At 69.6% G+C, this 26,638-nt stretch carries 23 protein-coding genes; 16 read left to right on the top strand and 7 right to left on the bottom strand.

Going from position 1 to position 26,638, the window contains the following annotated elements; translation table 11 throughout:
• The first annotated feature begins 286 nt into the window (after positions 1-286).
• Positions 287-505 carry a hypothetical protein gene (locus AC067M_RS39485; protein ID WP_478701833.1) on the top strand — a complete coding sequence of 73 codons (219 nt, stop codon included), beginning with the start codon at positions 287-289 and terminating at the stop codon, positions 503-505.
• A gap of 61 nt (positions 506-566) precedes the next feature.
• Here AC067M_RS39485 and AC067M_RS39490 read toward each other — a convergent pair whose 3' ends face one another.
• Positions 567-1,484, bottom strand: coding sequence for an EamA family transporter (locus AC067M_RS39490; RefSeq protein WP_478701834.1), 918 nt, complete (start codon positions 1,482-1,484; stop codon positions 567-569).
• A 68-nt stretch (positions 1,485-1,552) separates the two neighbouring features.
• Between AC067M_RS39490 and AC067M_RS39495 the strand changes: the two genes are divergently transcribed.
• From AC067M_RS39495 to AC067M_RS39515, 5 genes are all read left to right on the top strand, one after another.
• Positions 1,553-2,464 carry a LysR family transcriptional regulator gene (locus AC067M_RS39495; protein WP_478701835.1) on the top strand — a complete coding sequence of 304 codons (912 nt, stop codon included), beginning with the start codon at positions 1,553-1,555 and terminating at the stop codon, positions 2,462-2,464.
• A 102-nt stretch (positions 2,465-2,566) separates the two neighbouring features.
• Positions 2,567-2,887 (top strand): hypothetical protein, encoded by a 321-nt coding sequence (locus AC067M_RS39500; protein ID WP_478701836.1) that lies wholly within the window; start codon positions 2,567-2,569, stop codon positions 2,885-2,887.
• Positions 2,888-3,111: 224 nt separating this feature from the next.
• The gene (locus tag AC067M_RS39505) at positions 3,112-3,780 is read left to right on the top strand and encodes a TetR/AcrR family transcriptional regulator (RefSeq protein WP_478701837.1); all 669 of its coding nucleotides are present in this window, start codon (positions 3,112-3,114) and stop codon (positions 3,778-3,780) included.
• 2 nt (positions 3,781-3,782) lie between these two features.
• Entirely contained in the window at positions 3,783-4,835 is a 1,053-nt protein-coding gene (locus AC067M_RS39510) for a threonine aldolase family protein (RefSeq protein WP_478701838.1), read from the top strand.
• Between the two features lie 141 nt (positions 4,836-4,976).
• Positions 4,977-6,089, top strand: a complete 1,113-nt coding sequence (locus AC067M_RS39515; RefSeq protein ID WP_478701839.1) for an ABC transporter substrate-binding protein — start codon at positions 4,977-4,979, stop codon at positions 6,087-6,089.
• Positions 6,090-6,276: 187 nt separating this feature from the next.
• Here AC067M_RS39515 and AC067M_RS39520 read toward each other — a convergent pair whose 3' ends face one another.
• A complete protein-coding gene (locus AC067M_RS39520) occupies positions 6,277-7,254 on the bottom strand; it encodes a quinone oxidoreductase family protein (RefSeq protein ID WP_478701840.1) in 978 nt (325 codons plus the stop codon).
• 161 nt (positions 7,255-7,415) lie between these two features.
• On the opposite strand from AC067M_RS39520, the gene AC067M_RS39525 reads away from it, so the two are divergent.
• Positions 7,416-7,760, top strand: a complete 345-nt coding sequence (locus AC067M_RS39525) for an ArsR/SmtB family transcription factor (protein ID WP_478701841.1) — start codon at positions 7,416-7,418, stop codon at positions 7,758-7,760.
• Between the two features lie 302 nt (positions 7,761-8,062).
• Here the strand turns inward: AC067M_RS39525 and AC067M_RS39530 are convergent, their stop codons facing one another.
• Both AC067M_RS39530 and AC067M_RS39535 read right to left on the bottom strand, forming a co-directional pair.
• Positions 8,063-8,398, bottom strand: coding sequence for an alpha/beta fold hydrolase (locus AC067M_RS39530; RefSeq protein ID WP_478701842.1), 336 nt, complete (start codon positions 8,396-8,398; stop codon positions 8,063-8,065).
• Positions 8,399-8,702: 304 nt separating this feature from the next.
• Positions 8,703-11,327 (bottom strand): cellulosome protein, encoded by a 2,625-nt coding sequence (locus AC067M_RS39535; RefSeq protein WP_478701900.1) that lies wholly within the window; start codon positions 11,325-11,327, stop codon positions 8,703-8,705.
• A gap of 500 nt (positions 11,328-11,827) precedes the next feature.
• Between AC067M_RS39535 and AC067M_RS39540 the strand changes: the two genes are divergently transcribed.
• From AC067M_RS39540 to AC067M_RS39560, 5 genes are all read left to right on the top strand, one after another.
• Complete coding sequence (locus AC067M_RS39540; RefSeq protein ID WP_478701843.1) at positions 11,828-13,069, top strand: sugar ABC transporter substrate-binding protein; 1,242 nt, start codon at positions 11,828-11,830, stop codon at positions 13,067-13,069.
• Positions 13,070-13,079: 10 nt separating this feature from the next.
• Entirely contained in the window at positions 13,080-13,997 is a 918-nt protein-coding gene (locus AC067M_RS39545; RefSeq protein ID WP_478701844.1) for a carbohydrate ABC transporter permease, read from the top strand.
• Entirely contained in the window at positions 13,994-14,815 is an 822-nt protein-coding gene (locus tag AC067M_RS39550; protein WP_478701845.1) for a carbohydrate ABC transporter permease, read from the top strand. Before AC067M_RS39545 ends, AC067M_RS39550 begins: the two co-directional genes overlap by 4 nt.
• A gap of 25 nt (positions 14,816-14,840) precedes the next feature.
• The gene (locus tag AC067M_RS39555; protein WP_478701846.1) at positions 14,841-16,604 is read left to right on the top strand and encodes an amylo-alpha-1,6-glucosidase; all 1,764 of its coding nucleotides are present in this window, start codon (positions 14,841-14,843) and stop codon (positions 16,602-16,604) included.
• A gap of 140 nt (positions 16,605-16,744) precedes the next feature.
• Positions 16,745-18,613, top strand: a complete 1,869-nt coding sequence (locus tag AC067M_RS39560) for an RICIN domain-containing protein (RefSeq protein WP_478701847.1) — start codon at positions 16,745-16,747, stop codon at positions 18,611-18,613.
• Between the two features lie 80 nt (positions 18,614-18,693).
• On the opposite strand, the gene AC067M_RS39565 is transcribed toward AC067M_RS39560, so the two are convergent.
• Positions 18,694-19,512 (bottom strand): CAP domain-containing protein, encoded by an 819-nt coding sequence (locus AC067M_RS39565; RefSeq protein ID WP_478701848.1) that lies wholly within the window; start codon positions 19,510-19,512, stop codon positions 18,694-18,696.
• A gap of 420 nt (positions 19,513-19,932) precedes the next feature.
• Entirely contained in the window at positions 19,933-20,355 is a 423-nt protein-coding gene (locus AC067M_RS39570) for a DUF350 domain-containing protein (protein WP_478701849.1), read from the bottom strand.
• A 648-nt stretch (positions 20,356-21,003) separates the two neighbouring features.
• Here AC067M_RS39570 and AC067M_RS39575 point away from each other — a divergent pair.
• From AC067M_RS39575 to AC067M_RS39585, 3 genes are all read left to right on the top strand, one after another.
• Positions 21,004-22,182 (top strand): NAD(P)/FAD-dependent oxidoreductase, encoded by a 1,179-nt coding sequence (locus AC067M_RS39575; protein WP_478701850.1) that lies wholly within the window; start codon positions 21,004-21,006, stop codon positions 22,180-22,182.
• Positions 22,183-22,251: 69 nt separating this feature from the next.
• Positions 22,252-23,142 (top strand): RNA polymerase sigma-70 factor, encoded by an 891-nt coding sequence (locus AC067M_RS39580; protein ID WP_478701851.1) that lies wholly within the window; start codon positions 22,252-22,254, stop codon positions 23,140-23,142.
• Positions 23,143-23,601: 459 nt separating this feature from the next.
• Positions 23,602-24,603 (top strand): phosphotransferase, encoded by a 1,002-nt coding sequence (locus AC067M_RS39585; RefSeq protein ID WP_478701852.1) that lies wholly within the window; start codon positions 23,602-23,604, stop codon positions 24,601-24,603.
• Positions 24,604-24,756: 153 nt separating this feature from the next.
• On the opposite strand, the gene AC067M_RS39590 is transcribed toward AC067M_RS39585, so the two are convergent.
• Positions 24,757-25,494, bottom strand: coding sequence for an SDR family oxidoreductase (locus AC067M_RS39590; protein WP_478701853.1), 738 nt, complete (start codon positions 25,492-25,494; stop codon positions 24,757-24,759).
• Positions 25,495-25,587: 93 nt separating this feature from the next.
• Here AC067M_RS39590 and AC067M_RS39595 point away from each other — a divergent pair, with 93 nt between their 5' ends.
• A complete protein-coding gene (locus tag AC067M_RS39595; protein WP_478701854.1) occupies positions 25,588-26,454 on the top strand; it encodes a LysR family transcriptional regulator in 867 nt (288 codons plus the stop codon).
• Positions 26,455-26,638: the final 184 nt, after the last annotated feature.

Genomic DNA, 26,638 nt, shown 5'->3' on the forward strand with positions numbered 1-26,638 from the left:
CCCCCCCCCCCCCCCCCCCCCCCCCCCCCCCCCCCCCCCCCCCCCCCCCCCCCTGCTCCCCCCCCCCCCCCCCCCCCCCCCCCCCCCCACCGGCGTTCCCATGCGGACAGCGTTCGAGGCCGGCCCTCCGGCGAAACATTGGAGGACTGCTGGTGCTGGCCCTCAACAGCGGGTCCCTGGGGTCGTTGCCGTCCCGCGGAGGTCCGGCCCCCAGACCGTCGAACCCGCAGTACTTTCCCCTTGTTCGGAGACACCCTGACGCGTGCTCTGCCCCGTCGTGCCGTGCTTGCCGCTCCGTGCCGTCCTGATGTTCACGCTGGCCGCCTGCGGCGGTTCCGACTCCGGCGCCGACAACTCCAGCGCCGCGAACAACCAGCAGCAGGCCCAGAGCGCGGGTGGCGCCGAGGTGGCGGGTGAAGCCGCCGGAGACGCCGACGACAAGATGGACGCCACCGGCGCTACCGGCCCGAAAGGCGCCGCCTTCGCCGGACGGAGACGTCGGTGACGCGGGTGCTGGATGCCGCAGTCGGCCGCGCGGCGGGCACGCCGTCCGGAGGTCCGCTCGGTCACGTCCGTCTGCACAGGATGCTGAGCGAGTTGGCCGCGACGATGGCCCCGATACTCGCCCACTCCGTCCAGCCCAGGTCCTGGCCGAGGCCGATCCAGCCGACGACCGCGGCGAGGACAGGGTTGACGCTCATGAAGAGTCCGAACGCCTCGGCGGGCACCCGGCGCAGCGTGAACAGGTCCGCCAGGTACGGGACCGCCGAGGACAGGACACCGGCCGCGACGGCGTAGCCGACCGCCGGCCCGGTCGGAGGCTGCTGAAGGAGGAGCACGATGCCGACCGGCAGGAACATCAGGGCGGAGACCGTGGCGGCAGCCGCGGACCCCTGCGCGCCGGGGACGCGTCGGCCCACGGTGCGGTTGAGCAGGATGTACGACGCCCAGCACGCAGCGGCGAGCAGACCGAGCCCCATGCCGGCGTAGTCGGTCGAGGGCTGCGGGCGCATCAGCGTGACGACCCCCGCCGCGGCGATCACCGCGCAGCACGCGTCCACGCGTCGGCGCGCGGCGGTCAGGGCGATCGTGAGCGGACCTAGGAACTCCAGTGTCACCGCCAGCCCCAGCCCGATGCGGTCGATGGCGCTGTACAGGGACAGGTTCATCGTCCCGAACACCACGGCCAGCCCGAGCACCGGCCGCCACTGCCGCCAGGTGAAGCTCCGCAGCCGGGGCCGGCCGACCGCCAGCAGGACGAGCGCGGCGACGTACTGGCGGACGGCGACGACACCGACGGGCCCGAGGACGGGGAAGGCGAGCGACCCGATCGCGGCGCCGCTCTGGTTGGACAGGCCGCTGCCGATCATCGCGGCCACGCCCGCGAAGCGGCTGCGGTCGGGCTCCGGGTCCGGGCGCGCCGCAGCGTGGGCGGACGGGGCGGAGCGGGTGGGCGCCGTGACGGGGGCGGGTTCGGCTCGCATGCCTCGATCGTGTGGCGACCCTGCCCATGCGTAAAATGCGTTCACCGTTCGATCTATACGATCGAGTCATGGATCTGGAGCTTCGGCAGTTGCGCTGCCTCGTCGCCATCGTCGACGAGGGCACCTTCACCGACGCGGCCATTGCCCTCGGCGTCTCCCAGGCGGCCGTGTCCCGGACCTTGGCCTCATTCGAACGGGCCCTGGGTGTACGGCTGTTGCGCCGCACCTCGCGCGAGGTGACACCGACCGCGACGGGGCTGCGGGTGCTCGCGCAGGCCAGGCGGGTGCTCGCGGAGGTGGAGGATCTGGTCCAGGAGGCCACCTCGGGCCACACCCGCCTGCGGATCGGCTACGCATGGTCGGCACTCGGCCGCCACACGCCGGCCTTCCAGCGCCGCTGGGCCCAGGCGCAACCCGGCACGGACCTGCGTCTCGTGCGCGTCAACTCCGCCACCGCCGGGCTCGCGGACGGCGCCTGTGACCTCGCGGTGGTACGCAGACCGTTGGAGGACCGGCGTTTCGAGTCCGCCATCGTGGGGCTGGAACGACGGCTCGCCGCCCTGTCCGCCGACGACGCCCTGGCGCCGCGCCGCTCGCTACGGCTCGCGGAGCTCAGCGAGCGCACGCTGCTGATCGACCGGCGGACCGGCACCACCACGCCCGACCTGTGGCCGCCGGACTCCCGTCCGGCGACCGAGGAGACGCACGACGTCGACGACTGGCTCACCGTGATCTCCAGCGGCCGCTGCGTCGGCCTGACGGCCGAGTCCACCGCCCACCAGTACCCGCGCCCCGGCGTCGTCTACCGGCCGGTGCGCGACGCTGAGCCCATCGCCGTACGCCTCGCCTGGTGGCGGGACGACCCGCACCCCGCCACCCAGTCCGTGATGGAACTGCTCACCGCCCTCTACCGCGAAACTCGACGATCTCCACCGAGCTCTTGTCGTGCTGGAAGGAGGCGTACACCTGCTGCCGGATGATCCCGCTGGGCAGCCGGCTCAGCTTCGGCCGGACGAACATGCCGTGCTGGTTCTCGCAATGACGCCGATCGCTATGCGGCCCAGCTGTGTGAACGTCTGGGCGTGGCCAGGGAGTTCAGCTCTGCGGACGGCCCGCGGGTCGCCTCCGAACTCCGCGAGGAGAACGACGTACTGCGCTCCCTCGCGCCCGACTACCAGGTGTGGGGCGGGTACGACGGCCGAGGCCTGGTCATCCGCTCTCCCGAACCGGTGGACTTCCACCCGGACGGAAAGATCGTCAGCGTCGTCCCGGTCGCCGCACTGACCGAAGCCGTCGCGCACGCCGGTGTCGCCACGCAGACGGTCGGTGTGTACCCCGACCGGCGCAAGGCGGAACTGCGCGACGCCCTCGCCTGTGCCGGAGTCCAGCGGCCCGACTGGTAGGCGATCACGACCGGTCGGGCACGGTCGCGCGCGTCGAGTTCGGCCATGGCGCGTTGATGTGGCTGCGGACGGTCAGCGGGCTGAGGACGAGATGGTCGGCGATCTCGGCGTCGGACTACGGCAAAGGCATCTTCGTTCACGGCCGCCCCGGAGAGGTGGCCGAATGACCCCCTCGGGCGACTCCCGGGGCGACAGACGATACGTCGTATCGTACGGTGACCCGTATGCCCCGCCACTCACCCTCACTGGACCGCGCGACCCCGGACCGCATCGCCGAAACCGCCCTCCTTCTGATCGATGAGGGCGGGCCCGAGGCTCTGACCTTGCGCGCGCTGGCATCGCGGCTGGAGATCTCCCTCGCCTCGCTCCAGCGCCGCTGCACCGATCTGGCCGGACTGCTGGACCTGTGCATCGACCATCTGGCCGCCCGGCTGCCCGAGACCGGTCCGGACACCGACTGGGCCACCGCCACCGAGACCCGGTTCACCGCGCTCTACCAGCTGCTCACGGCGCATCCGGGACTGCTCGCCCTGCGCGGGACGCGGCCCTGGCTCGGACGCCACCTGCTGGCCCGCCTGGTCGAGCCGCAACTCGCCGACAGCCTCGCCGCCGGAATGACTCCCGAGGAGGCGATCACCGCCTACCGGCGGATGTACCTGCTCACCCTCGGCAGCGCCGGCTTCGTGGACCACCGGGACGCCAAGGCCGCCCAGGCCACCACGCGCGCCGCCCTGGCCGCGCTCGATCCGGAGGAGTTCCCGGCGCTGAGCGGCAACCTCGCCGCGATCGTGCCCGCCGTGACCGACCACGACGTCTACTACGGCGCGCTGCGCCAGCTCATCGCTGCCGCTGCCGTCGTCTCTCCCGCCGCCACCGCACCACAAGGAACGTGACCATGAGCACCCCCACTCCCGCGGCTCGCATCTTCAGCAGCGACAACGTCGCCGGCGCCTCTCCGGAAATCGTCGACGCCGTGACCCGGGCGGCCTCCGGCCAGGCCCTCCCGTACGGCTCCGACAGCATCACCGGCGACGCCCGGCGCCGTCTGTGCGAGATCTTCGAGTGCGACGTCGACGTGCTCCTCGTCTCCACCGGCTCCGCCGCCAACGCCCTGGGCCTGGCCGCCCTGACCCCGCCGTGGGGCAGCGTGCTGTGCCACCGCGAGAGCCACATCAACAACGACGAGTGCGGTGCGCCCGAGTTCTACACGGCGGGCGCGAAGCTGGTCCCGCTCGGCGGGGACGACGCCAAGATCGACCCGGAGGAGCTGCGGGCCGCCGCCCGGCACAAGGCCGGGGACGTGCACAGCGTGGAGCCCTCCGTCGTGAGCATCACCCAGGCCACCGAGAGCGGAGCGGTCTACACACTCGACGAGATCCGCACCCTCGGGTCGATCGCCGAGGAGGCGGGGCTGCGCCTGCACATGGACGGCGCGCGTTTCGCCGGAGCGGTCGCCTCCCTGGGCTGCCCCCCGGCCGAACTGACCTGGCGGGCCGGAGTCGACCTGCTGTCCTTCGGGGCCACCAAGAACGGCACGATGACCGCCGACGCGATCGTCGTCTTCGACCGCTCCCTCACCGCCGAACTCGCCTTCCGCGCCAAGCGTGCCGGCCAGCTCACCTCCAAGATGCGCTTCCAGGCCGCCCAGTTGGACGCCTACCTCACCGACGGCCTCTGGCTGCGCAACGCGGCCCACGCGGGCGCCATGGCCGCCCGCCTCCAGCAGGGCCTGAAGGCGATACCCGGGGTGGGTCTTCTCGGCGCCGCCGACGCCAACATCCTCTTCTGCCGTCTGCCCCAGGAGGTCACCGAAGGACTCCTGGCCGAGGGCTTCGCCTTCTACCACGACCGCTGGGAGGCGGGCGTCGTCCGCTTCGTGACCTCCTTCGCCACCACGGAACAGGACGTCGACCACCTCGTCCAGGCCGTCAGTCGCCTCGCCGTCTGATAATCGGTTGCCTGTCGGCGATGGTGGTGGATGCAATGTCCGGCATGATCACCCAGATGCGCCGTCACGGCGAGATGAGATGAATACGCCCGCGCTCGCCGTGATGCCGCGACCGCTTCGTCACACGGGAGACGCCAGCGCATGAGTACGCCACCATCACCCCCGAGAGCGGAGCGGACTGCCGGGTCATCCGTCCGGATCGGCGTTCTCGTTCCGCTGACTCGGCCTGGCTGGGTGGAGGCGGGCCAACACTTGCTCGCGGGACTCGAGCTGGCCGTTCGCGAAGTCAATGACGCCGGGGGCATCGGCGGAAGACCGCTCGAGCTGGTGGTCCGGGACACCGCGGCTGATCCGCAGAGGGCCGCGGCGGCCGTAGACGAATTGGCTCGCCTGGGCGTGGCCGCGTTGGCGGGGGAATATCACAGCGTCGTCGCTCGCGCCGCCGCCGCCAGGGCCGACGCCCTCGGCCTGCCGTTCCTCTGCTCGTCAGCGGTTCTCGACGCGCTCACCGAGGAGCCGACGGAATGGGTCGCGCGCCTCTCCCCGCCGCAGTCCCGCGGCTGGCGGCTCTACGCGGACTTCGTCCTCGGCGCGGGCCACAGCCGCATCGCCGTAGCAGCCCAGCCGAGTGTCTACTGGGCATCCGGGTCCCGCATTCTGCGGGACCACCTCGCTCCACGCGGCGGCACCGTCATCGAACTCGACATGCGCACGCTCGCTCCCACGGCCCTGTGCGACGAACTCGTCGACAACCGCGCGACAGCCCTCCTTCTTCTGGTCGGCCATCCGGAGCCGGCAGTGTCGATCGTCAAGTCCGTCCGCCGCGACCAGCGCCTCGCCGAGATCATGATCGGTGCTCCGGCCGGGCAACCGGAGTTCGCCGAATGGGCGACGTTGCTGGGCGACGACAGCGCCGCGATCCCGTTCCTGCGCTACCTGCCCGAACGCCTCACCCCACTCGGTGCACGCGTCGAGACCGCCCTTCGTGAGCGGCTGGCCGAAGTGCCCTCCTTCGTCGCCTTCGAGGGCTACGACACGATCGCCGTCCTCGCCGACGTGCTGCGCTCTCACGGCACGGACCGGGCGCGCACCGCAGAATCCTGGCCGCGCGTCGCAGTCGAAGGCACCCGCGGGCAGATCCAGTTCTCCCGCACGCCCGGCATCAGCGTGTGGCAATGGGCTTCGACGCCGATCCAAGTGGTGGATCGAGATCCGGCGGAACCTGATCGCTTTCGGATCCTGCACGCCGGCTGAGAGCGCGGGGAGGCCCGACTGCCCGGCCGCGCTCGGCCGGCGGCCGGGCCAACTGAGGGCCCTGCATGAGCAACTGACTGCTCGGACTCACCGGATGGTGCCTGCCTCCGTCCGGGTGCCGCCGCACAGCACCGAGAGCTCCTCCGCGAGCACCCTCAGCGTCGCCGTGAGGAGTGCTGGGGGGCGCTCAGTCGCCGATCCGCAGCAGCAGCTTGCCCGTCGACCTGCGCCCACCCATCAGCCGGTGGGCCTCGGCCGCCTCCGCCAGCGGGAACTCCGCGGTGACCGGGAGGTTCACGATGCCGTCGGCGACCGTGCGGAAGGCCCGTTCGGCGAGTGCGCGCAGCGCCTCGGGCGCCGACTGCGCGAGTGCGAGGATGGAGAAGCCCCCGACCGATCGGCCCCGTGCGTAGAGCTCGGGCTGTCCGACCTGCCACGGCCCTTCCCCGCTCGCGTTGCCGAAGGACACCAAGCGTCCGAAGACGGCCAGGGTGTCGAGGCCGCGGCGCAGGGTGTCGCCGCCGACCGGGTCGAGGATCAGGTCGACGCCCTTTCCGCCGGTGGCGCGGCGGACGTCGTCGGGGAAGGTGTCGGTGGTGAACACCTCGTCGTAGCCGTGCTTGAGGGCGTGGTCGGCCTTGCTCGTCGAGGAGACCACGCCGTACACCGCCTCGGCGCCCGCCGCCCGGGCCAGCTGCCCGGCGACCGTGCCGACGCCCCCCGCGGCACCGTGCACCAGCACGCTCTCTCCGGTACGCAGCCGGCCCACCTCGTGCAGGAGGGCGTGCGCGGTCGGCACCACGGTGGGGAGGGTGGCCGCGGTGCGCAGGTCCACGCCCTCGGGCAGCGGGAAGACGGTCGCGGTACCGGCGAGCACCACCTCCGCATAGGCGCCGCTGTTGACCAGAGCGGCGACCTCCTGCCCCGGGTGCAGCCCCTCGACGCCGGGGCCGACGGCACGGACCCGCCCGGAGACCTCCAGGCCCGGTCGGAAGGGCAGCGACTCCACGCGGTAGCCCTCGGTGCGGGCCTTGAGATCGGCGAAGTTCACGCCCACGTAAGCGGCGTCGATGGTCACCTCACCCGGCCCCGGCTCGGGGGTGTCGGCCTGCACGATCTTCAGCACCTCGGGGGCGCCGTACTCCTGGAACTCGACTGCACGCATGGGCGGAACGCACCCTTCGACGACTGTTCGGATGGTTGTCCGGATAACTGTTCAATGGAAAGCGAACACTGGGACTGTAAGATATTCATCGAACACTCGGCAACCGGCCGGGACACTCTGCGAGGCGTGTCACGGCGTCGTGCGGGACGGGGGAGAGGGCCATGTCGAACCAGGTCGCGGGCGGCAGTCATCGTGCGGCGCCGGTCCATACGCATCCCGAGGATGTGTCCGTACTCACCGCACTGTCCGCGGTCGCCGATCCCGTCCGCATCCAGCTCATCCGCGAGCTGGCGAGCTCTCCCGACTGGACGCGCAGCTGCGGCAGTTTCGACGTGCCCGTCGGCAAAGCCGCCAAGAGTCACCACTTCTCGGTGCTGCGCGGCGCCGGCCTGGTCGAGCAGCGCGACGAGGGACCCAGGCGGGTCAACCGCCTGCGCCGCGAGGAGTTCGACGCGCGCTTCCCGGGGCTCCTCGATCTGGTCCTCCGCGCCGACGGCACTGACTGAGGACGCCCGGCCCGGGCGCGTCTTCCCGGTGGGGCAGCTGGGGATGGCGCCCCGCGCCGGCGATCACACGGTGGCGTGCGGGAGGGGGCTCAGCAGGGGCCTGGCCTTCGGGGGTGAGTGGATCGTTGGGGCCCCTGGTTCGCGGTGGCGGCCAGGAGCCGGGCGCTGGTGGTCGCGACGGTGCCGCGGCGAAGATCCGCGACAGCCGATCGGAGCGCGGTCGCGTGGCCCGTGGCGCCGGTCAGTCGCTCGGCCAGAGCCTCGGGGGTGGTCCGGCTCGGGTACCAGTGGGTCAGGGGCGTTCACTGGGCGGTGCGGGCCGGGTGCGCCTGGAGGAAGAACGGTGATACGAGCGTGAGTCGATCCACCGCGTGGGGGTGGGCGGTCGCGGCCTCGACGGCAGCCGCGGCGCCGATGGAGTGGCCCACCAGGTGACGGGCACCGGTCTCGGCCACCGGTGCGGTCAGCCAGGACGGCCAGTCGTCCCGGCGTTTCGTACTCATGCCCAGGCCGGGCAGGTCGACGGCGCGGGCGGGTCCCACCGCTGCGACGACCGGCGCCCAGGTGTCGGCGTTGACCGGAAGGCCGGGCAGCACCAGAGCGCAGCGGAAGGGCAGGCTGTTGCCGTGGAAGACCATCCGATGGAGCGGCGGGATGTCTCCATCGGAGGCGAGTGGGTGAAGCGGGTGGGGAGGGCCGTCCGCGAAGTCGTCTCCCGTCGACCGAGGAGGTCGTCGGCGAGATCCCGATCTTGACCGTGGAGGACGTGCACCGTGCCGTGGCGGCCGCCCGTGCCGCCTTCGACGAGTACGGGACCTCGGACGACACCGGACGAACGAGCCGACGTCCTGGCCCGCGCCACCATTGCCGCCTCCGGCCTACGACCGCCAACGGGCCCCGGGCCGACCGCAGTTCCACCGGCCGGCCCGGGACGTCCGCGAGTTACTTCTGGGTGAGCGGTGTGACGGCGATCCGGTCGATGACCGGCGCGTACGGGGAGCGCTGGTCGTACGGGTTGTAGGTGTCGCCGTTGAAGTCGGGCAGCTCGTCCGCCGTGAACATGAGCCGGTTCGTGCCCTTCTTCAGCGTCACCGGGACGGTGAGTTCCCAGAAGTTGTTGAAGTGGAAGGTGGTCGGGAACAGCACCCGGCGGGCCGGTCCGCCGTTGACCGAGAGGTCGGCGTGTCGGGCGATCGGGTCGGGGTTGTAATGGGTGGCCGGCGCCTGCTCCGCGTTGGAGTAGCGGATGGTCACCGCGTGCCGCCCGGACCGCTGGGCGACGACGTCGACGCTGAGGGCGTTGTCCTTGCCGTCGCCGATGTCGGTGACCGCCTTGGCGCCGGAGGCGAAGGTGTAGGCGTCGGTGACCTTGGCGGCGCCCGTCAGGGTGCCGGCCTCCGCCTGGTACACCTTGGTCGTCAGCGTGCCGCTGGACGGGGCGGCCCGCAGCCGGTCGAGGAGCAGCTCGCCTGACGTTCCGGTGACGGTGATCTTGTTGATACCGCCGGACAGGAACATCCGGACACTGTCCGTGCCCTTCTTACCGCCTCCGACCTTGGGTACGTCGAGCTTCTCGCCGTTGAGGGACAGGCTCGCCCGGCCACCGCCCAAGTGGTCGACGGACACGGTCGATTCACCGTCGGTGGGGGAGTGGACCCAGAAGGTCGCGGAGTCGCCCTTGGCCAGCGGTACGGCGCCGGGGCCCGAGGCGCCGGGGTGGGCGTAGTCCGGCCTGGCCCCGTCGAGCGCCGCGTACTCGGCCTCGTAGACCGCGGGTGCGGTCACGCGCTCGTCCCGCAGCGCCAGGTCGACCTTGTCGATGATCGCGTCGCCCTTGGTGACACCGAGATCGGGGTCCTGCGCGGAGAGCGTGATGCGGTGCTTGCCCGCCGTCAGCCTCACCGTCGTGTCGGTATGGCCCCAGACCACCCATTTGTAGCCCAGCGGCAGCCTCAGCTCCTGCGGGTCCTTCCCGTCGACGCGCAGGAAGACGTTGGTGGGGCCCTGCTCCTTCACCAGGTCGTAGAGGTTGTAGGAGTTGGCGAAGACGCTCAGGTCGTACGTGCCGCCCTGCGGGACCTCGACGTCGAAGGCGAGGACCCCGTCGGAGCCGGTGCGCAGACCGCCCACGTTGTAGGCGCCGGAGGTGGCGAACTTGCCGACGTCCTTCGGCGAGCCCTCGGGGCCGTTCTTGGAGTAGCCCTTGCCGGTGTAGGTGGCGTTCTCCGCCTCGTACGTCTTGCGCCAGCCGACGGAGGGTTCGGCCGGGACGCCCCCTTGGCCGCCGGGGGAGAGGATGACCTGGTACGCCGACATCTCGTTCATGCCGGTCATGGGCAGCGTGACCGAGCCGTCCGCGCCGACCGCGAGCTCCTGGTCCGCGAGCCGCAGAGGCTGGGCGGAGTCGCCGACCTGTCCGGTCCAGGGGATCTCCTGGACGGTGGCGTGGACGGTCGTTCCGAACAGCTTGGGGTCGATGTTCTTGAAGACGACGTCCGCGTCACCGCTCTTGCCGCCGAAGATGGCCCGGGACTGCTTCTTGTCCTCGTCGAGGGTGGCGACGCCCTGGAGGGTGTACTGCTGGTTGGGGTGCGGGGCGGTCACCTCCACGGTGTGGCCGGTCATCTGGCCGTAGGCGTTGAACAGCCACCACTGTCCGTTGCCCTTGTTGGCCTCCACGGCGGAGTCGTTGAGGTTGCCGTCGATGTTCCAGTACGCCAGGTCGGCGTCGATCTTGGACTCCTCGATGGCGGAGACCCACTGGACGACCTGGCCGGGGACGGAGAGGTGGTAGTTGTGGCCGTACTCGTTGACGTTGATCGGCAGCGGGCCGACGCCGACGTCCTTCTCCATCTGCCGGTACTTCGCCACGTTCGTGCGGACAGCGGCAGGCGACGACAGTTCGTGCCAGGTCATCACGTCCGGGACCACGTCGTTGGCCTTGGCGTACTGCAGGAAACCCTTGACCTGGTCGTAGAGGACGCTGGTGTTGGGGCCGGCGATACGGGCGTCCGGGTCGAGGTCCTTGATGAGGTGGTAGACCTCCTTCCAGGCCTCGAAGTAGTACTGCGGGTCGTTCAGCCAGGAGACCTTGTTGTAACTCCACTCGCCGGTGCCGAACATGTTCCCTTCGGGCTCGTTGAAGGGAACGTAGACGACGTGGTCCTTGTAGTCGCCCATGGTCAGAACCTGCTGGACCTGCTTCTTGATCTTCTCCTTGAAATCGGCGAGCCGCGACGGTCCGTCGGCGCCCGGCCACTGGTAGGGGAAGCCGCGGTAGATGTCGGTCATGTAGATGTAGACGTCCTTGCCGCCGGAGTCCACGAACGGCGGCAGCATCTCCAGGGCGTCCGCGCCCGGGTGCTGGGGCCCGTCCTGTGCCTTGGTCGACACCGTGCGGACGTGCATGCCTTCGAGGACGTTGCGGCTCGGCACGCCGTCGCCGTAGACGCCGTACAGCGAGCCGGAGGCACCGCCGTGGAAGGCGCCGGTGTCGGTGGCGAGGTCGATGGTGAGCTGCTCCGGTTCCGCCGCGCGGGCGGTGCCCGCGGTGGGTACGGCGAACAGGGCGGCGAGCACTGCCGCCGCGGCACCGGCGCTTGCTGCTGTTCTGCTGCGTCTGCGTGGCACTGAGGTCTCCGTGAAGGTGATCCGTCGCGTCGGCGATACGAACCGGTTGGATCAACGGGTCGAGTCGATGAGGCCTCGCTCGGCGCGGTACGACTCGGGGCATCGCGATCACGAGCGGCTCTTGATCGGAACTGTCGAACCGGTTCGCCGGAACCTAGCACCGCTGGAAACGGCCCAGCAATACCTCCGACACGGATCGGCAGGTGAATCAACGGAATTGCGTACGGGGCATTGACACTCCACCCCCGGTGCTCCTAGCTTCCCTTCACGCGAACCGGTTCGACGGTCGGTCCGCCCGTTGAAGCGGTTCGCCTCATTCGCTCCGTGCACTCTCTCGCCGAGCACCACGCCTTCACCGGTCCCGGCGGCCGGTCGCCACTCTCGTCTGTTTGGCATGCCCATGTTCATGTCCCTGCCGGCTCGCAAAGGAACGCACCATGAACGGATCCACCGGACGGCGGCTCACCGCCGCAGCCCTGACGGTCGTCGCCGTCGCCACCGGCACCACCGCCTGCTCGTCCGACGGCAGCACGTCCACGAAAGGCGCGGGCAGCGGCACGTACGCCATCTGGGATCCGTACCCGCAGTTCGCCAAGGGGTCGGCCTGGACGGCGCTGCTGGACAAGTGCGGTACCGAGGCCGGTGTGAAGATCAAACGGACCGGTTTCGACACCAGCGATCTGGCCAACAAGACGCTGCTGGCGGCGCAGCAGGGCAACTCCCCGGACGTGCTGATCGTGGACAACCCGGTGGTGTCGACTTTGGCGGAGGCGGGCGTGCTCACCACGACCGACGACACCAAGCTGGACACCTCCACGGTGGACCCGAACCTGCTCGCGGCCGGTCAGGCGGGCGGGAAGACGTACGGCACGCCGATCGGTGCGAACACGCTCGCGCTCTACTACAACAAGAAGGTGCTGAAGGAGGCCGGTGTCGACATTGCGTCGGTCAAGGACTGGAAGTCGCTGTCGGCGGCGCTGGAGAAGGTGAAGAAGGCGGGGAAGAAGGGCATCACCTTCTCCGCGATCGGTACGGAGGAGGGCAGCTTCCAGTTCCTGCCGTGGTTCTGGGGCTCCGGCGCGAAGCTGACCGGACTCGACTCCGCGCAGGGCGTGTCGGCGCTGTCGCTGTGGAGTGGCTGGCTGAAGAAGGGCTATGCCCCCAACTCGGTGATCAACAATACCCAGACGACGAGCTGGCAGGAGTTCGCGAGCGGGGACTACGCGTTCGCTGAGAACGGTACGTGGCAGCTGGCGAATGCCGAGAAGGCGGGCTTCGATTACGGGGTCCTGCCCATTCCCGGCGCCGACGGGGGCAATGCCTCGGCTCCGACCGGCGGTGAGTTCGTCACCGTCCCGGTGCAGGACGACACCGGCCGCTACGCCACGTCTCAGAAGCTGGTGTCCTGTCTGACCAGCATCGAGAACCTGTACAACACCGACACGACGCTGTCCTACGTGGCTCCCACCAGCGAGGTCCAGGACAAGCAGGTGACAGCGAACCCCAAGCTGAAGCCGTGGGTCGAGGCGGTCAAGGCGGCCAAGGGGCGCACCAGTGACGACCTCGGCACCAAGTATCCCAAGATCTCCGAGCAGATGTGGAAGGCCGTCCAGACTGCCCTCAGCGGAGCCAAGTCCCCCGAGGACGCGCTCACCGAGGCGCAGTCCGCAGTCAAGTGACGTGGACCTGATGAAGCAGACGACCCACCCGCCGGACCGCTCACGCCCCCGCTCGCAGCAGTGGGCCGCCTGGGCTTTCCTCGCCCCGGTGACTCTTTACCTTGTCCTCTTCTATGCCTATCCGCTCTACCGCAACCTCGACCTGAGCCTGCGCAATTACACCGTCCGCTCCTTCGTGCAGGGCAACGCGCCGTTCACGGGCCTGAAGAACTACGACACCGTCTTCGACGATCCGGCCTTCGGCCCGGCACTGGAGCACACGGTGGTGTTCACTGCCGTGTGTCTGTTCTTCCAGTACGTCATCGGTCTGGCACTGGCGGTCTTCTTCAACCAGCACTTCCGCCTCTCGGCGACTTTGCGGGCGTTGTTCCTGGTGCCGTGGCTGCTGCCGTTGATCGTGTCGGCTTCCACCTGGTCGTGGATGCTGAACAGCGATTCGGGGATCGTCAACTCTGTGTTGAGTGGGGTTGGGGTCGATCCGGTGAACTGGCTGACGTCACCGCAGTGGTCGCTGGCTTCAGTGATCATCGCCAACATTTGGATCGGTGTGCCGTTCAACCTGGTCGTGCTCTACAGCGGTCTGCAGTCGATCCCGGCGAATCTGTATGAGGCGGCGGCCCTCGACGGCGCGAACGCGTGGGTGCGTTTTCGTCGTATCACGTTCCCGTTGCTGCGGCCGGTCTCGGCGATCACTTTGCTGCTCGGGCTGGTTTACACCCTGAAGGTCTTCGACATCATCTGGATCATGACGAAGGGTGGTCCGGCGGACTCGTCCACCACTTTTGCCACCTGGTCCTACCGGCTCGGCTTCGGCAACCTCCTGCCCGCCTTCGGCCCGGGCGCGGCGGTGGGGAATCTGCTGGTCGTCGCGGCCCTGGTGTTCGGTCTGGTCTATCTCAGGGTCCAGCGAAAGCAGGTGCAGTCATGAACCGAAGCCGCCGTAGGGGATGGAAGACGGTTCTGGGTCTGCTGCTGACCGCGGTCATGCTCTTCCCGGTCTACTGGATGCTCAACGTGTCCTTCACCCGTGACCAGGACATGCGCAAGAGTCCGCCGGACCTGCTGCCGGTCCACGGCACGCTGGAGGGCTACCGGACCGTCTTCGATCAGCAGTTGCCCTACCTCGCAACCAGTCTCGTCATCGGCCTGGGCACCGTGGCCCTCACCGTGGCACTGGCCGCGCCGGCCGGCTACGCGCTGGCGAAGCTGCGCCCGCGTGGCGGAGGCCTGCTCAGCTTCCTCTTCCTGGTCGCCCAGATGATCCCCGGCATCATCATGGCGATGGGCTTCTACGCCATCTACCTCAGCCTGGGCCTGCTGCAGTCGGTACCCGGCCTGATCGTCGCGGACTCCACGCTGGCCGTGCCGTTCGCGGTACTGATCTTCACCGCGTTCATGTCCGGTATACCCGGCGAGCTGCTCCAGGCCGCGAAGACCGACGGAGCGGGGCCGTGGCGCACGTTCCGGTCGATCGTGCTGCCGATGAGCCGCAACGCCGTGGTGACGGTGTCGCTGTTCGCGTTCCTGTGGTCCTGGTCCGACTTCGTCTTCGCCAGCACCCTGGCCAACGGCGGCGCGCACGAGCCGATCACGCTCGGGATCTACCACTACATCGGCAACAACAACCAGGAGTGGAACGCCATCATGGCCACCGCCGTCGTGGCCTCGCTGCCCGCCGCGGTGATCCTCGTCCTCGCTCAGCGCTACGTCGCCGCCGGCGTGACCGCCGGAGCCGTCAAGGACTGAACCCCAGAGAAATGAGTAACGCCTGATGACCGCCGCCCGACCCGGCCCGGCCTTCTCCCTCCATGACATCCCGTTCAGCACGCACGGGTCCTGGTTCGGTATTTCTCCGGTGCTCGCCGAAACGACGCGCTCCGAGGACCTCCATCTTGTCTCTCACCAGAACGGCATGCACGCCGTCCTGCGCTTCGTGCCCCTCGACGCGTCGACCGGCGGCCGGGCCGAGACCCGCTTCCAGACGACACCGGGCCTGCTCGAATGGGCCGGCGACAGCGGACGCGTCCGCCTCGCCTACGCGTCACCGGACACCATCCGTCTGCGGGGCGAGGGGCTGGGGCTGCGCATCACCGCGGCGGCCACATCTCTGACCCCCTTCACCGGCCCCTACTTCCACCGCGACCCGGTGTCCGGCGCGCACATGTTCACCACGTACGAGACAGGCCGCCGTTACCGGATCACCGTGCTCTCCGGCTCTGTCTCCGAAGTCTTCGGCAGCCAGGCCCTGGGCACCGCCGACCGCGGCCTCACGATCACCGCGGACGCCGGTGGGGCCTGGGAAGCGGCCGTGGAGGAACTGGACAGCGCGAGACGCCCCTACGCCTCCTCACAGACGTTCGACCACGTCGTGGCGACAGTGCAGGGCACCTTCACCGCCTTCGCCGACGCGGTGGCCCCTTGGCGCTCGTCCGACACCCCGGCCGCCGAACTCGCCGCGTACGTCCTGTGGTCGGCCACGGTCCGCCCGGCATCCCTCGTCACTCGGCCCGCTGTGCTCATGTCCAAGCACTGGATGGACAAGGTCTGGAGCTGGGACCACTGCTTCAACGCCCTCGCCCTGGGGCCCGGAGTGCCCGCGCTGGCCTGGGACCAGTTCTCACTGCCGTTCGACCACCAGGACGAGAGCGGGTCCCTGCCCGACTCGGTGACGCATTCGGAGGTTCTCTACAACTTCGTCAAACCCCCGATCCACGGCTGGGCCCTGGGCCGGCTGCGCCGACGGCTCCCTGAACCCCTCGACCGGACGGAACTCACCGAGATCTACCGCCGGTTGGAGCGCTGGACGGACTTCTGGCTCACCTCGCGCCGCGCCCCGGGCGCCGCCCTGCCCCACTACCAGCACGGCAACGACAGCGGCTGGGACAACGCCACCACCTTCGACCCCGAGCGCGTCGTCGTCACCGCCGACCTGGCCGCCTTCCTCACTCTCCAACTCCGGCAACTCGCCGACCTCGCCACCGAACTGGGCCTACCGACCGAGGCCCACCGCTGGACCCGTACCGCCGAGGCGACCCAGGCGGCGATGCTCGACGAGCTGTGGACGGGGGAGCGGTTCGTGGCGCGTGGCGTCGACAGTTCACAGACCTGGAGCACTTCCAGTCTGCTGGACCTGATGCCGATGGCGCTGGGCGAGCATCTGCCCGAGAACGTCTCCGCCGTGCTGGCGGCCGGGATCGAGGCCCATCTGACCCCGTACGGACTGGCCACCGAACTGCCCGCCTCGCCGCACTACCGCCCCGACGGCTACTGGCGCGGCCCGATCTGGGCCCCCGCCACCGTTCTCATCGAGGACGGCCTGCGCCGCAGCGGCCACCACCGCCTCGCGGACGAGATCAGTGCCCGCTTCCGTGCCCTGTGCGAAACCCACGGCTTCGCGGAGAACTTCGACGCCCTCACCGGGACCGGCCTGCGCGACCGCGCCTACACCTGGACCGCGGCCGCCTACCTCCTCCTGGCCGAAGCCCACGAACTCCGGCGCGCCGCGCCCGGGTCCACCGCCCGCTCCGGCGGATGAGCCCACCCGCGTCCGGTCGGACGCCAACAACACCACCGGTGTCTTCGCTTTCCGCAACGACAGCTCCTTCCAGGCTCCCGGCCTGGGGTTGACCCGCCCCTGCCACCTCCACCTTCCCCTTCTCGGGAGATCACATGGGCATGTCCCGCATCCTCGCTCCGCCCAGACTCAGCGGCCGACCCGGCTCCGCCGCAGGCAGCCGTCTGCGCAGGACCACCGCGCTCGCCGCGCTGTTCGCGTCGGTCGCGGCCGTCGTCCTCCCCGGGACGACGGCCCAGGCCGCCGACACCACCGTCGCCGTCGACTTCTCCATCGCAGGCGGCGCCCCCAGCTACCGCGCCTCGGGCACCATCTACGGGATGACCGAGAACGGCTCGCTGCCCCAGGACCACTTCTACAAGGACATCAAGTGGAAGTTCATGCGGGCGGGCGGAGCCCAGCTGGACAACCCGGGTGGTTGGGTCGCCGGTAAGTACGACCGCCGGTGGAACTCCACGCTCGCCCAGTACAAGCGCACCAAGGCGCTGGGCGGAACGTTCGTCATGCTGCCGCACGACCTGTGGGGAGCCGACGGCACCACCACTCCCACCTTCCCGGGGGACAACGGCGACTGGTCCCGCTTCGACGCCTTCTACGACCGGCTGCTGTCCGACGTGAAGGCGGCGGGCATGACCGACATCGAGTGGGACATCTGGAACGAGCCCGACTGCGGCCTGTTCTGGGGTTCCGGCCAGCCCCAGTACCTGGAGATGTGGAAGCGCGCCTACCATAAGATCCGCGCCGCCATCCCCGGCGCGGTCGTCGTCGGCGCGAGCACCTGCGGCAGACCCACGGCATCCAACACCTGGTGGAACACGTACCTCGACTACGTGAAGGCGAACAACGTCCAGCCGGATGTCTACAGCTGGCACGACCTCCCCGGTGACCCGGTCGCCGACAGCAGCACCCTGAAGGCCAAGCTGTCGGATCGTGGCATGACGACGAACCGTCCGTTCCAGGTGAACGAGTACGCGAACACCAACGAGCAGAACCCCGGCCGTGGCGGCTGGTACATCTCGCGTCTTGAGCGAGCGGGGGCGGACGGGCTGCGCGCCAACTGGGCGTCGGGCGCCAACCTCCACGACTTCCAGGCGAAGTTGCTCACCAGGACCGGTAGCCAGTACCTGCCCCTGGGGGAGTGGTTCCTGTACCGCTATTACGGTTCGCAGTCGGGCAACATCGTGAACCTCGCGCCCGGTACGAACACGGACGGCCTGGCGACGAAGGACAACGGCGCCCGCAACGCGAAGATCCTGCTGGGCAGCAACGGCAACACCGGCACGGTAACCGTCAACCTCAACCGCCTCGACACCACTTCCGTGGTGGAGAACGGCCGGGTCCGCGCGGTCGTCCAGCGCATACCGAACAACGGCGGCGGGGCGGTGAGCGGACCTGTCACCGTCTCCGACCGACTTCTCACGGTCAGCGGCACCTCGGCCTCGGTGAACGTACCGTGGACGGACGCCTCCGACGGCTACACCGTCACGCTGCTGCCGCCGTCCAACACCACCGTCTCCACGGTGGCGGTGGTCCAGCACAGCGGTCAGTGCCTGGACGACACCAACCTCAGCACCGCCAACGGCACGCAGTACCAGCAGTACCACTGTGAGGGCGGCTACCAGCAGATGCTCGACTTCAAGCCGGTCGCCGGCCGCGCCAACACCTACACCGTGGTCGACGAGCTCAGCGGCAAGTGCCTGGACGTCGCGAGTGGCTCCACGGCCGACGGTGCCGCGGTCGGCCAGTACACCTGCAACGGCGGCACGAACCAGATGTTCACCCTCAACCCCGTCACCGCGCTCGGCAACAGCAAGGACTACCAGCTGGTCGCCGTGCACAGCGGCAAGTGCGTCGACGTCAGCCAGATCTCGACGACACCCGGAGCGAAGATCCACCAGTGGACCTGCGACCCGGCCAGCGCGCTGAACAACAAGAGGAACCAGATCTGGCGCCTCCAGGGCATGGGCTGACCCTCGCCCCTACCTCATGGGGCTCCCCGCGACGGCAGGGAGCCCCCCCCGGCTGTCGTCCCTCCCGCGCTCTGTGCCGTTTACCGGGCAGTCCCGAAGTCCTGCGTCCAGTAGCTGTTGGGCTGTGCCAGTCCGACTCCGATTTCCTTGAACGCACAGTTGAGGATGTTCGCCTTGTGGCCGGGGCTGGACATCCAGCCCGCCATGACCTGCTCGGGTGTGGCGTAGCCGTAGGCGACGTTCTCGCCGTAGGTGCTCCAGATGTAGCCGGCTCGCGTGATCCGGTCGCCGGGGGAAGACCCGTCGGACCCGGTGTGCGACATGTTCTGGTGGGCTGCCATGTCCGCGCTGTGGGCCTGGGCGGCCTTGGTCAGCACCGCGTTCAGCGTCACGGGCGAGCAACCGACCTTGCCGCGCTCGGCGTTGACGAGTTGCACGATGCGAGCGGCGACCCCGGACGCCGGGGCGGCGGCCTTCGGGGAGCTGGGCGATGTCGGAGTTGCTGCGGGGGTGGTCTTCGCAGTGCTGGTAGGCGCGGTGGTCCTGGGCGCGGGAGCCGCGCTCTTCGCCGTGCTCGGCGGCGCGCTGGTCCTTGGTTTCGGCGCGGTGGTCTCCGGGGCGCTCGCAGCGGCGGTCGGAGTCTTTGACGCTGCGGAGCTGGGCCGGCTGTGCTCGGTGCCCTTCCAGTCGTGGCTCCAGTCGCCGTGCCGGGGGCGATCCTGGGCCCGGTCGTTCCACCAGTCCTTGGCGGCCGTGTTCTCGGCGCTGTAGGGCTGGTGCCCTCCGCTGTCCTGCCAGTCGGTACAGGCCAGCGCGACGGACGGCAGGCCCACGGTGCCCACGCCGACGGCAACGATGACTATTCGCCGGTAATGCCCTCTTCTACGGTGCTTACCCATGAATGACCTCACTCGGTAATCGCCGAGCGCCCCTTGTGCGGCTGGGTCTGCGCAGACTCGGCTCCTGAGCTGCGGAGATGCTCGGCGGGTCGTCATTCTTAGGACGGGTTCGCGTGCGGAGCAAAGGCACTGTCTACTACGTTGCCTCGTAGATCTGCACGGCCCTTGCCATGGGCGTGGGCGCGTGCTGACGCGGCTTCCGCGGACGCCGAGGACTGCTGTCGCTCCGTCAGGAACCACCCTCTCCGTGCGGGTGGAGGGAGAATGCCGGGCGGGCGGCGCGCGTCAGGGCCGGCGTGACGCACACCTGTACCAAGCCAGACAAATCCCATATGTCACCGGAGTGGCATCTACTATCCGGGACGCTTAGTTCCCGTAATCGGTGTGACCGATGTCACGACGAGGCGGGGGTGGGCCGCCTCAGGCGATCGAAGCCGACACGATTGCGGACACAGCAAGGTTGCAGGACACCGTCACCCAGACCGCGGGATGAGGCTCTGACTCGACCAGCGTCGCACCCAGGCGTCCCGGCGTGATCAGGTCCACCACCAGGAACGCCACGGCCATCATCGCCAGACCCAGCAGCCCGAACGCCGCGGTCGACACCAACCCCTTGCCGAAGTTCTCGTACGTCGTCCAGATGGACGTGAATACGATGCCGCCGATACCGAGCAGCGCGGAGCTGAGCACCGCGGCGGCGTTGCGATTGCGCTGCTCCCAGATCTGTCGGCCGAGCTTTCCGGGCGTCAGTACGTCGACCAGGACGATACCGAGGACCAGCAGGATCAGCCCCAGGCCGCCGTACGCGATGGCCCGCCCGAGTCCGTTGACGATGTCGCTCATGGGGTTGCCGACTCCGTAGCGTGAGAGATCGTGAGTGATCGCGGTCAAGGCGAGGCAAAATGTAGCGCACGCGTTCGGCCCGTTGATCGGCGCCAGGCCATCTGACCGTGCCCTGCCGTTGGTTGGCCCCCTTCCAGGTGCGTGACGGCTCTCGCATGAGGGGCCGCGTCGGGTGCGTCGCTGGTAGCGCACGGTCAGTTCTGGCGATGCGGACCGGCCTGTCTGTAAGCGCGACATCGGCGAGACGCCGTACATGGCGACTGCTCACCCACTCGCTCAGACTGCCGCATCCCGCGGCCTGCCGGAGCGTGGGACCGCGTACGGGCCTGGACTGCGACGACGGGACCAGAAGCATTGACCCGAGGCCACCAGCGCAGCTGCCAACTGCAGTACAGGCTTGGTCAGTTCGACCCAACACAGTCAAAGGATGCCCGCTGTGCGGACTGGCCGTCGCACCAAGATGATCTCCGCCTACGAGACCTTGCCGGAGCCGCGTCGTGTGTACGCCGACAAAGAGGTGGGACATGGCACCGCGGTGGCGCGCGATGTGACGTGGTTCACATCTGGAGCCTGTCACGTCCGGTGCGGGTTGCTTGTCCCATGGGCGTCACCGGAACCGAAACCGGTGCCCGACCTGGGGAGAACGAAATGAACAACGGTCACCGCGTCGTCGTCCTCGGCGCTGGCTACACGGGCATGTTCAGCGCCATCCGGCTGGCACACCGAACCCGCCGGACCGGCGTGAAGATCACGCTGGTCAACCCGTCGAGCCGGTTCGTCGAACGGCTGCGGATGCACCAGATCGCAGCCGGGCAGGAACTGACCGACCACCACATCCCCGACCTGCTCGCCAAGACCGGCGTCACGTTCGTCCAGGGCGCCGCCACCGCCATCGACCCCGACGCTCGGCAGATCACCATCGACGGTGCCGAGACCCTCGGCTATGACACGCTCGTCTACGCGCTGGGCAGCTCGACCGACACCGGCACGGTCCCCGGGGCGGCCGCCCACGCGTTCACCCTCAACAGCCCGGAGATCGCCGGCCGGTTCGCCGAGCGGCTCACCGAGATCGCCGACGTCGGCGGTATCGTCACCGTCTGCGGCGGCGGCCTGACCGGCGTCGAGGCGGCCACCGAGATCGCCGAGAGCCACCCCGGCCTGAACGTCACGTTGATCAGCTCGGAAGAGCCCGGCGGCATGATGGGCCAGCAGGCCCGCGCCTACCTCTACCGCGCGCTGGACCGCCTCGGCGTCACCCTGGAAACCGGCGCCCGCATCACCAAAGTGCTGCCCCACGCCGTCGAACTGGCCGACGGCCGGCTCGTCCACTCCGACGCCTGCCTGTGGACCACCGGCGTCAAGGTGTCGCCGCTCGCCTCCGAAGCGCAGATCGCCACCGACGACCGCGGCCTCGTCCTGGTCGACGCCACGTTGCGGTCGGTGTCCCACCCGCAGATCCACGCCGTCGGCGACGCCGCCGCCATCCGCCTGGCCTGGGGGCACATCCATGGCACCTGCCAGAGCGGCCTGCCCACCGCCCAGTACACCGCCGACACCATCGCACGGCTGCTGCGCGGCAAGACCGTCAAGCCGTTCCGGTTCGGCTACTTCCACCAGCCGGTCAGCCTCGGCCGCCGCGACGCGGTCATCCAGTTCACCAAGGCCGACGAAACCCCGCGCCGGTGGATCCTCAAGGGCCGTGGCGCCGTTGCCTACAAGGAGATCGTAAGCGGCAGCCCTCTCAAGACCTACCGGCTCAGCAAGCACCTGAACGTCACCACCATCGTCTCCAAGGGCGGCCGCGCCACCCGCAGGCCCGCCGTGTGACGGGCACCGACTCAGGCGCCGTGATCTCGCGTCTTGTCGTCAAGGTAACGGCGCTGGCAACATGAGCCGATGGTCTTATTCGACGGCAGGGCCGAGCAGGACCCCTACATCGAACATCGGCGGCTGCTGTTCGCCACCGCCTACCGCATGCTGGGCAGCGTCACCGACGCGGAGGACGTCCTCCAGGACGCCTGGCTCACCTGGAGCGCCGCCGACCGCGACACGATCCGCCACCCCAAGGCCTACCTGGTGCGAACGGTCACCAACCTGTCACTGAACCGCCTGACCTCCGCGCGGGCAACCCGCGAAACCTACGTCGGTCCGTGGCTCCCCGAGCCGCTCCTGACCTCCCCCGACGTCGCCGCGGAGGCCGAACTGACCGACACCGTCTCCACCGCGATGCTGGTCGTCCTGGAAACCCTCAGCCCCGTCGAACGGGCCGTCTTCCTGCTCCGCGAGGTCTTCGGCTACTCCCACGCCGAGATCGCCCAGACCCTCGAACGCCCCGAGCCGACGGTCCGCCAGATAGCCCACCGCGCCCGCGAGCACGTCGAAGCACGCCGTCCCCGCTTCGACACCGACCAGGCCCAGCGCCGGCACGTCACCGAACAGTTCATGAGGGCCTGTGCGGGCGGCGACCTGAACGCCGTGATGGAGCTGCTCGCCCCCGACGTCGCCGCCTGGTCCGACGGCGGCGGCAAGGTCACCGCCGCCCGCCGCCCCCTCCACGGCACCGAGCACGTCGCGCGCTGGATCCTGGGCTTCCTGGCCAAGCCCGAGCTGGCCGCCCTGACGATGGAGCCCGCCGTCATCAACGGCGAGCTAGGCATCGTGGCCACTCTCCACGGCCACACCGTCGGCGCCCTGTCGTTCGACCTCGTCGACAGCCACATCCAGAACCTGCGCTTCCAGGTCAACCCCGACAAGCTCAGCGGCCTGGGGACCGTGAATCGTTGGTGACACCTCCTTCGGGTCGGCGACCTTGAAGGGCATCGCCAGCTTCAAGCGGATGGGGCCGCCAGCGCGGCGACGGTCTTCACGACGCGGTCCAGGCCCGTCGCCCACATGCACAACCTCGCCCTGGCAGCGTGACCAGAACAGCAGATACCTGGCCTGACCTGCCAGATCACAGCCTTGAGCAACACGCTTCAGAAACCCTTAGCGGCTGGGGTTACGTCGTGCCTTGGGGACTCAGCGCGAGCGGATGCCGGAGGGCGACACGCCCGTCCCCGACGGCCCGGACCGCGCCCTGAACCGCTTCCAGCAGCCTGGCGGGGCCAGTGCGCCGGCGTATCAGGGTCCTGGGCGCTGTTGAACCTCTCTTCACCGAGACCCGGTCCTCGCCCGTGCCGTAAATGATCTGCGGCCCTGCCACGCGAGGAGGCAGAATGCCCAGACATGCGAGATAGGCCGACGGGCTTGAGCGAGACCGCACTGATCCGGGCACTGGCCGACGGCTGGGCCATCGAGACCCAGTCGGTCGAGTACCTGCCGGTGGGCGCGGGCAGCTATCACTGGTCGGCGGTCGACCGGCACGGGACGGCGTGGTTCGTCAAGGCCGACGACCTCGGTGTCGAGGCCACCGGGCGCGATGACGCGTTCGGCCGGCTCGGCCGGTCGTTGAGCACCGCGCTGGCCCTGAAGCGCGACGCCGGGCTCGACTTCGTCCTCGCGCCAGTCCCGGCCGAGACCGGCGCAGTGGTGTGGCGGCTCACTCCGCGGTACGCCCTCTCGGTGTTCCCGATGATCGCGGGCGTCGCCGGGCAGTTCGGGGTACACCGACCCGAGGATCGGGCCGAAGTGATAGACATTCTGGCCGAGTTGCATCGGGCCACCCCTGTGGTGGCGGACACCGCTCTGCGCACAGATCTGGTGCTGCCTGGCCGGGACCGGCTGCACGAGGCGCTGCGTGACCTCGACCAGCAATGGACCGGCGGGCCTTTGGCCGAGCCGGCCCGCCAGGTCCTGGCCGCGCACGCCGGACGCATCCAAGGGTGGCTCGCCGACTTCGACCGGTACGTCGACGCGGTCCGTGGCACCGAGGCGACGTGGGTGGTCACACACGGCGAACCGCATCCCGGCAACATCATGCGATCCCCCGCCGGACCGTGGCTCATCGACTGGGGCACTGTGCAGATCGCTCCACCGGAACGAGACCTGTGGATGCTCACCACCGCCCTGGCCGACATGCTCGGTGAGGAGCCGGCCCGCAGTGAGAACAAGGTACTGGCGCGCTACACCCGGGTCACCGGCCGCATCGCAACGCCGGCCGGCCTCGCGCTGTATCGGATGTGGTGGATGCTGGCCGACATCGCCATCTTCGTCGACGAGCTGCGTCGGCCGCACGGCACCGGCGAGGACATCGCCGCGGCGTTGACCTGTCTCACCGGCTATCTCGAATCCAGCCGGAACTTCCAGTAGTGACCAGCTTCCGGACACGCAGCCCGGCCGGGCAGTCCTCCATGCCGTCGACCACCGGCTCCTGTCATCCCGGGAGGCTACTGCTGACGACAGCGCTTCCTCTGCGATCGTGTCGAGCACGCCGAGGCGTCCGGCATGGTCACAGGGGCGGGGTCACCAGGGGATGACGCCGTCGTCCTCGAAGAACGCCCCCGTCGGGCCGCCGTCGGGCAGCGTGGCGAGCCGGATCGCTGTGGCTGCGCCCTGCTCAGGAGTTCGGGGCCCGTGGAAGCCGGTGAAGTCTGTCGCGACCAGCCCCGGGCAGGCGGCGTTGATCAGGATGTTCGTACCGGCGAACTGCCGGGCGTATTGCACGGTGACGGCGTTGAGGAACGACTTCGACGGCGCGTAGGCCGCCATGACGGGGCCGATCTCGATGTCCGGGTCCGCCTGCCGGGTCAGGGAGCCGACGGAACTGGAGACGTTGACGATGCGCGGCGACGTCGAGCGCCGCAGCAGCGGCAGCATCGCGTTGGTCACCCGGACGACACCGATGACGTTGGTCTCCACGACCGTGCGGACCACGTCGAGGTCGAGCGTGGTCGGGTCCTGCACCCACCCCGGCCCCGTGTCTCCCGAGATGCCGGCGTTGTTCACCAGGACGTCCAGACGCCCGGCCTGACGTTCCACCAGTTCCGCGGCATCGGTGACGCTCCGGTCGCCGGTCACGTCCAGCGGCACCCCGAACGCGTCCACCCCGGCGGCGCGCAGCTTCTCGACGGCGGACTCGCGCCGGGCATCGTCGCGGGCTCCCACGCCCACGCGGTACCCGAGGGCGCCCAGCCCGGTCGCGATTTCGTATCCGATTCCCTTGTTCGCGCCGGTCACCAGCGCGATCTTCGTTTCGCTCATGCCATTGATGCTCGCTCGCGGACGAGCGGCGCATCCAACACCGATACAGTGCCCTGTGATACCCGGTGGGTATCACTGGCGTATGGTGTGGCCGTGGACACCTTGGAGACCCGCGAGTTGAGGTACTTCGTGGCCGTCGCCGAGGAACTGCACTTCGGCCGCGCCGCCGAACGCCTCGGCATGGCCCAGCCACCGCTGTCCCGGGCGATCCAGCAGCTCGAGCGGCGCCTCGGCGTCTGCCTGCTCGAACGTGACCGCCGCGGTGTCCGTCTGACCGGCGCCGGAGAGGTACTGCTGCACGAGGGCCGGGCAGCCCTCGACGCGAACGCCGCTGCCGCCCGCCGCACCCGTCGCGCAGGTGGCGCCGACACTCCGGGCGGCCCGCGCAACCGCCTGGTGCTGGCAGTGAAGGCCGCCGCGTCTCACGAGCTGCTGCAGAAGCTCCTCGACGCGTACGCGGCCGAGCCCGGCGCCGCCGAGGTCGAGGTGCTGCCGAGCGGCATGTGTGAGCAGGAAGTAATGCTGCGCGACGGCCGCGCCGACGTGGCGCTCATGCACGCGCCGTTCGACTCCCTCGCCGGGTTCGACAGCGAGGAACTGATGACCGAGGGGCAGGTCGCCATCCTGCCCGCCTGGCACCCCCTCGCCGCACACAAGACTCTGTCCCTGGCCGACATCAGCGACGTCCCCGGCCTTCCGCTCGCCCGCTGGCCCCACCGCCACGGCACGTACCCGCCCGGCCCGGGCCCCGAGATCCACGACCAGACGCAGTTGGCCCAGCTGATCGCCCTCGGGCGCACCATGGCCGTCTTCCCCGACTCCGCCCGTGCCTGGCTATGGGCCGAGCACATCGCCGTCCCCCTGGCCGACGCACCCCCCGTCATCACCCACATCGCCTGGCCCGCGCACAGCAGCTCCCTCGCCCTCGCCGGGCTGATCCGTACGGCCACGCAGCTATGACCGTCTCTTGCCTTCGGATCGCGGTGGGCGTAGAGCTTGCGCGCGGGTGCCTTCACGGCCGCGGAGTTGCTGAAGGGTAAGTGCCCGTTCCTGAACCGGCTTCCTGAGCCGTGGGGCGGGTCTGGGCCGGCTGAGTGGCCGGGGCCCAAGGGCCGCCGATCGAGCGGTGTTGTCCCGGTTGCGG

Source organism: Streptomyces sp. NPDC043427 (genome assembly GCF_056436655.1).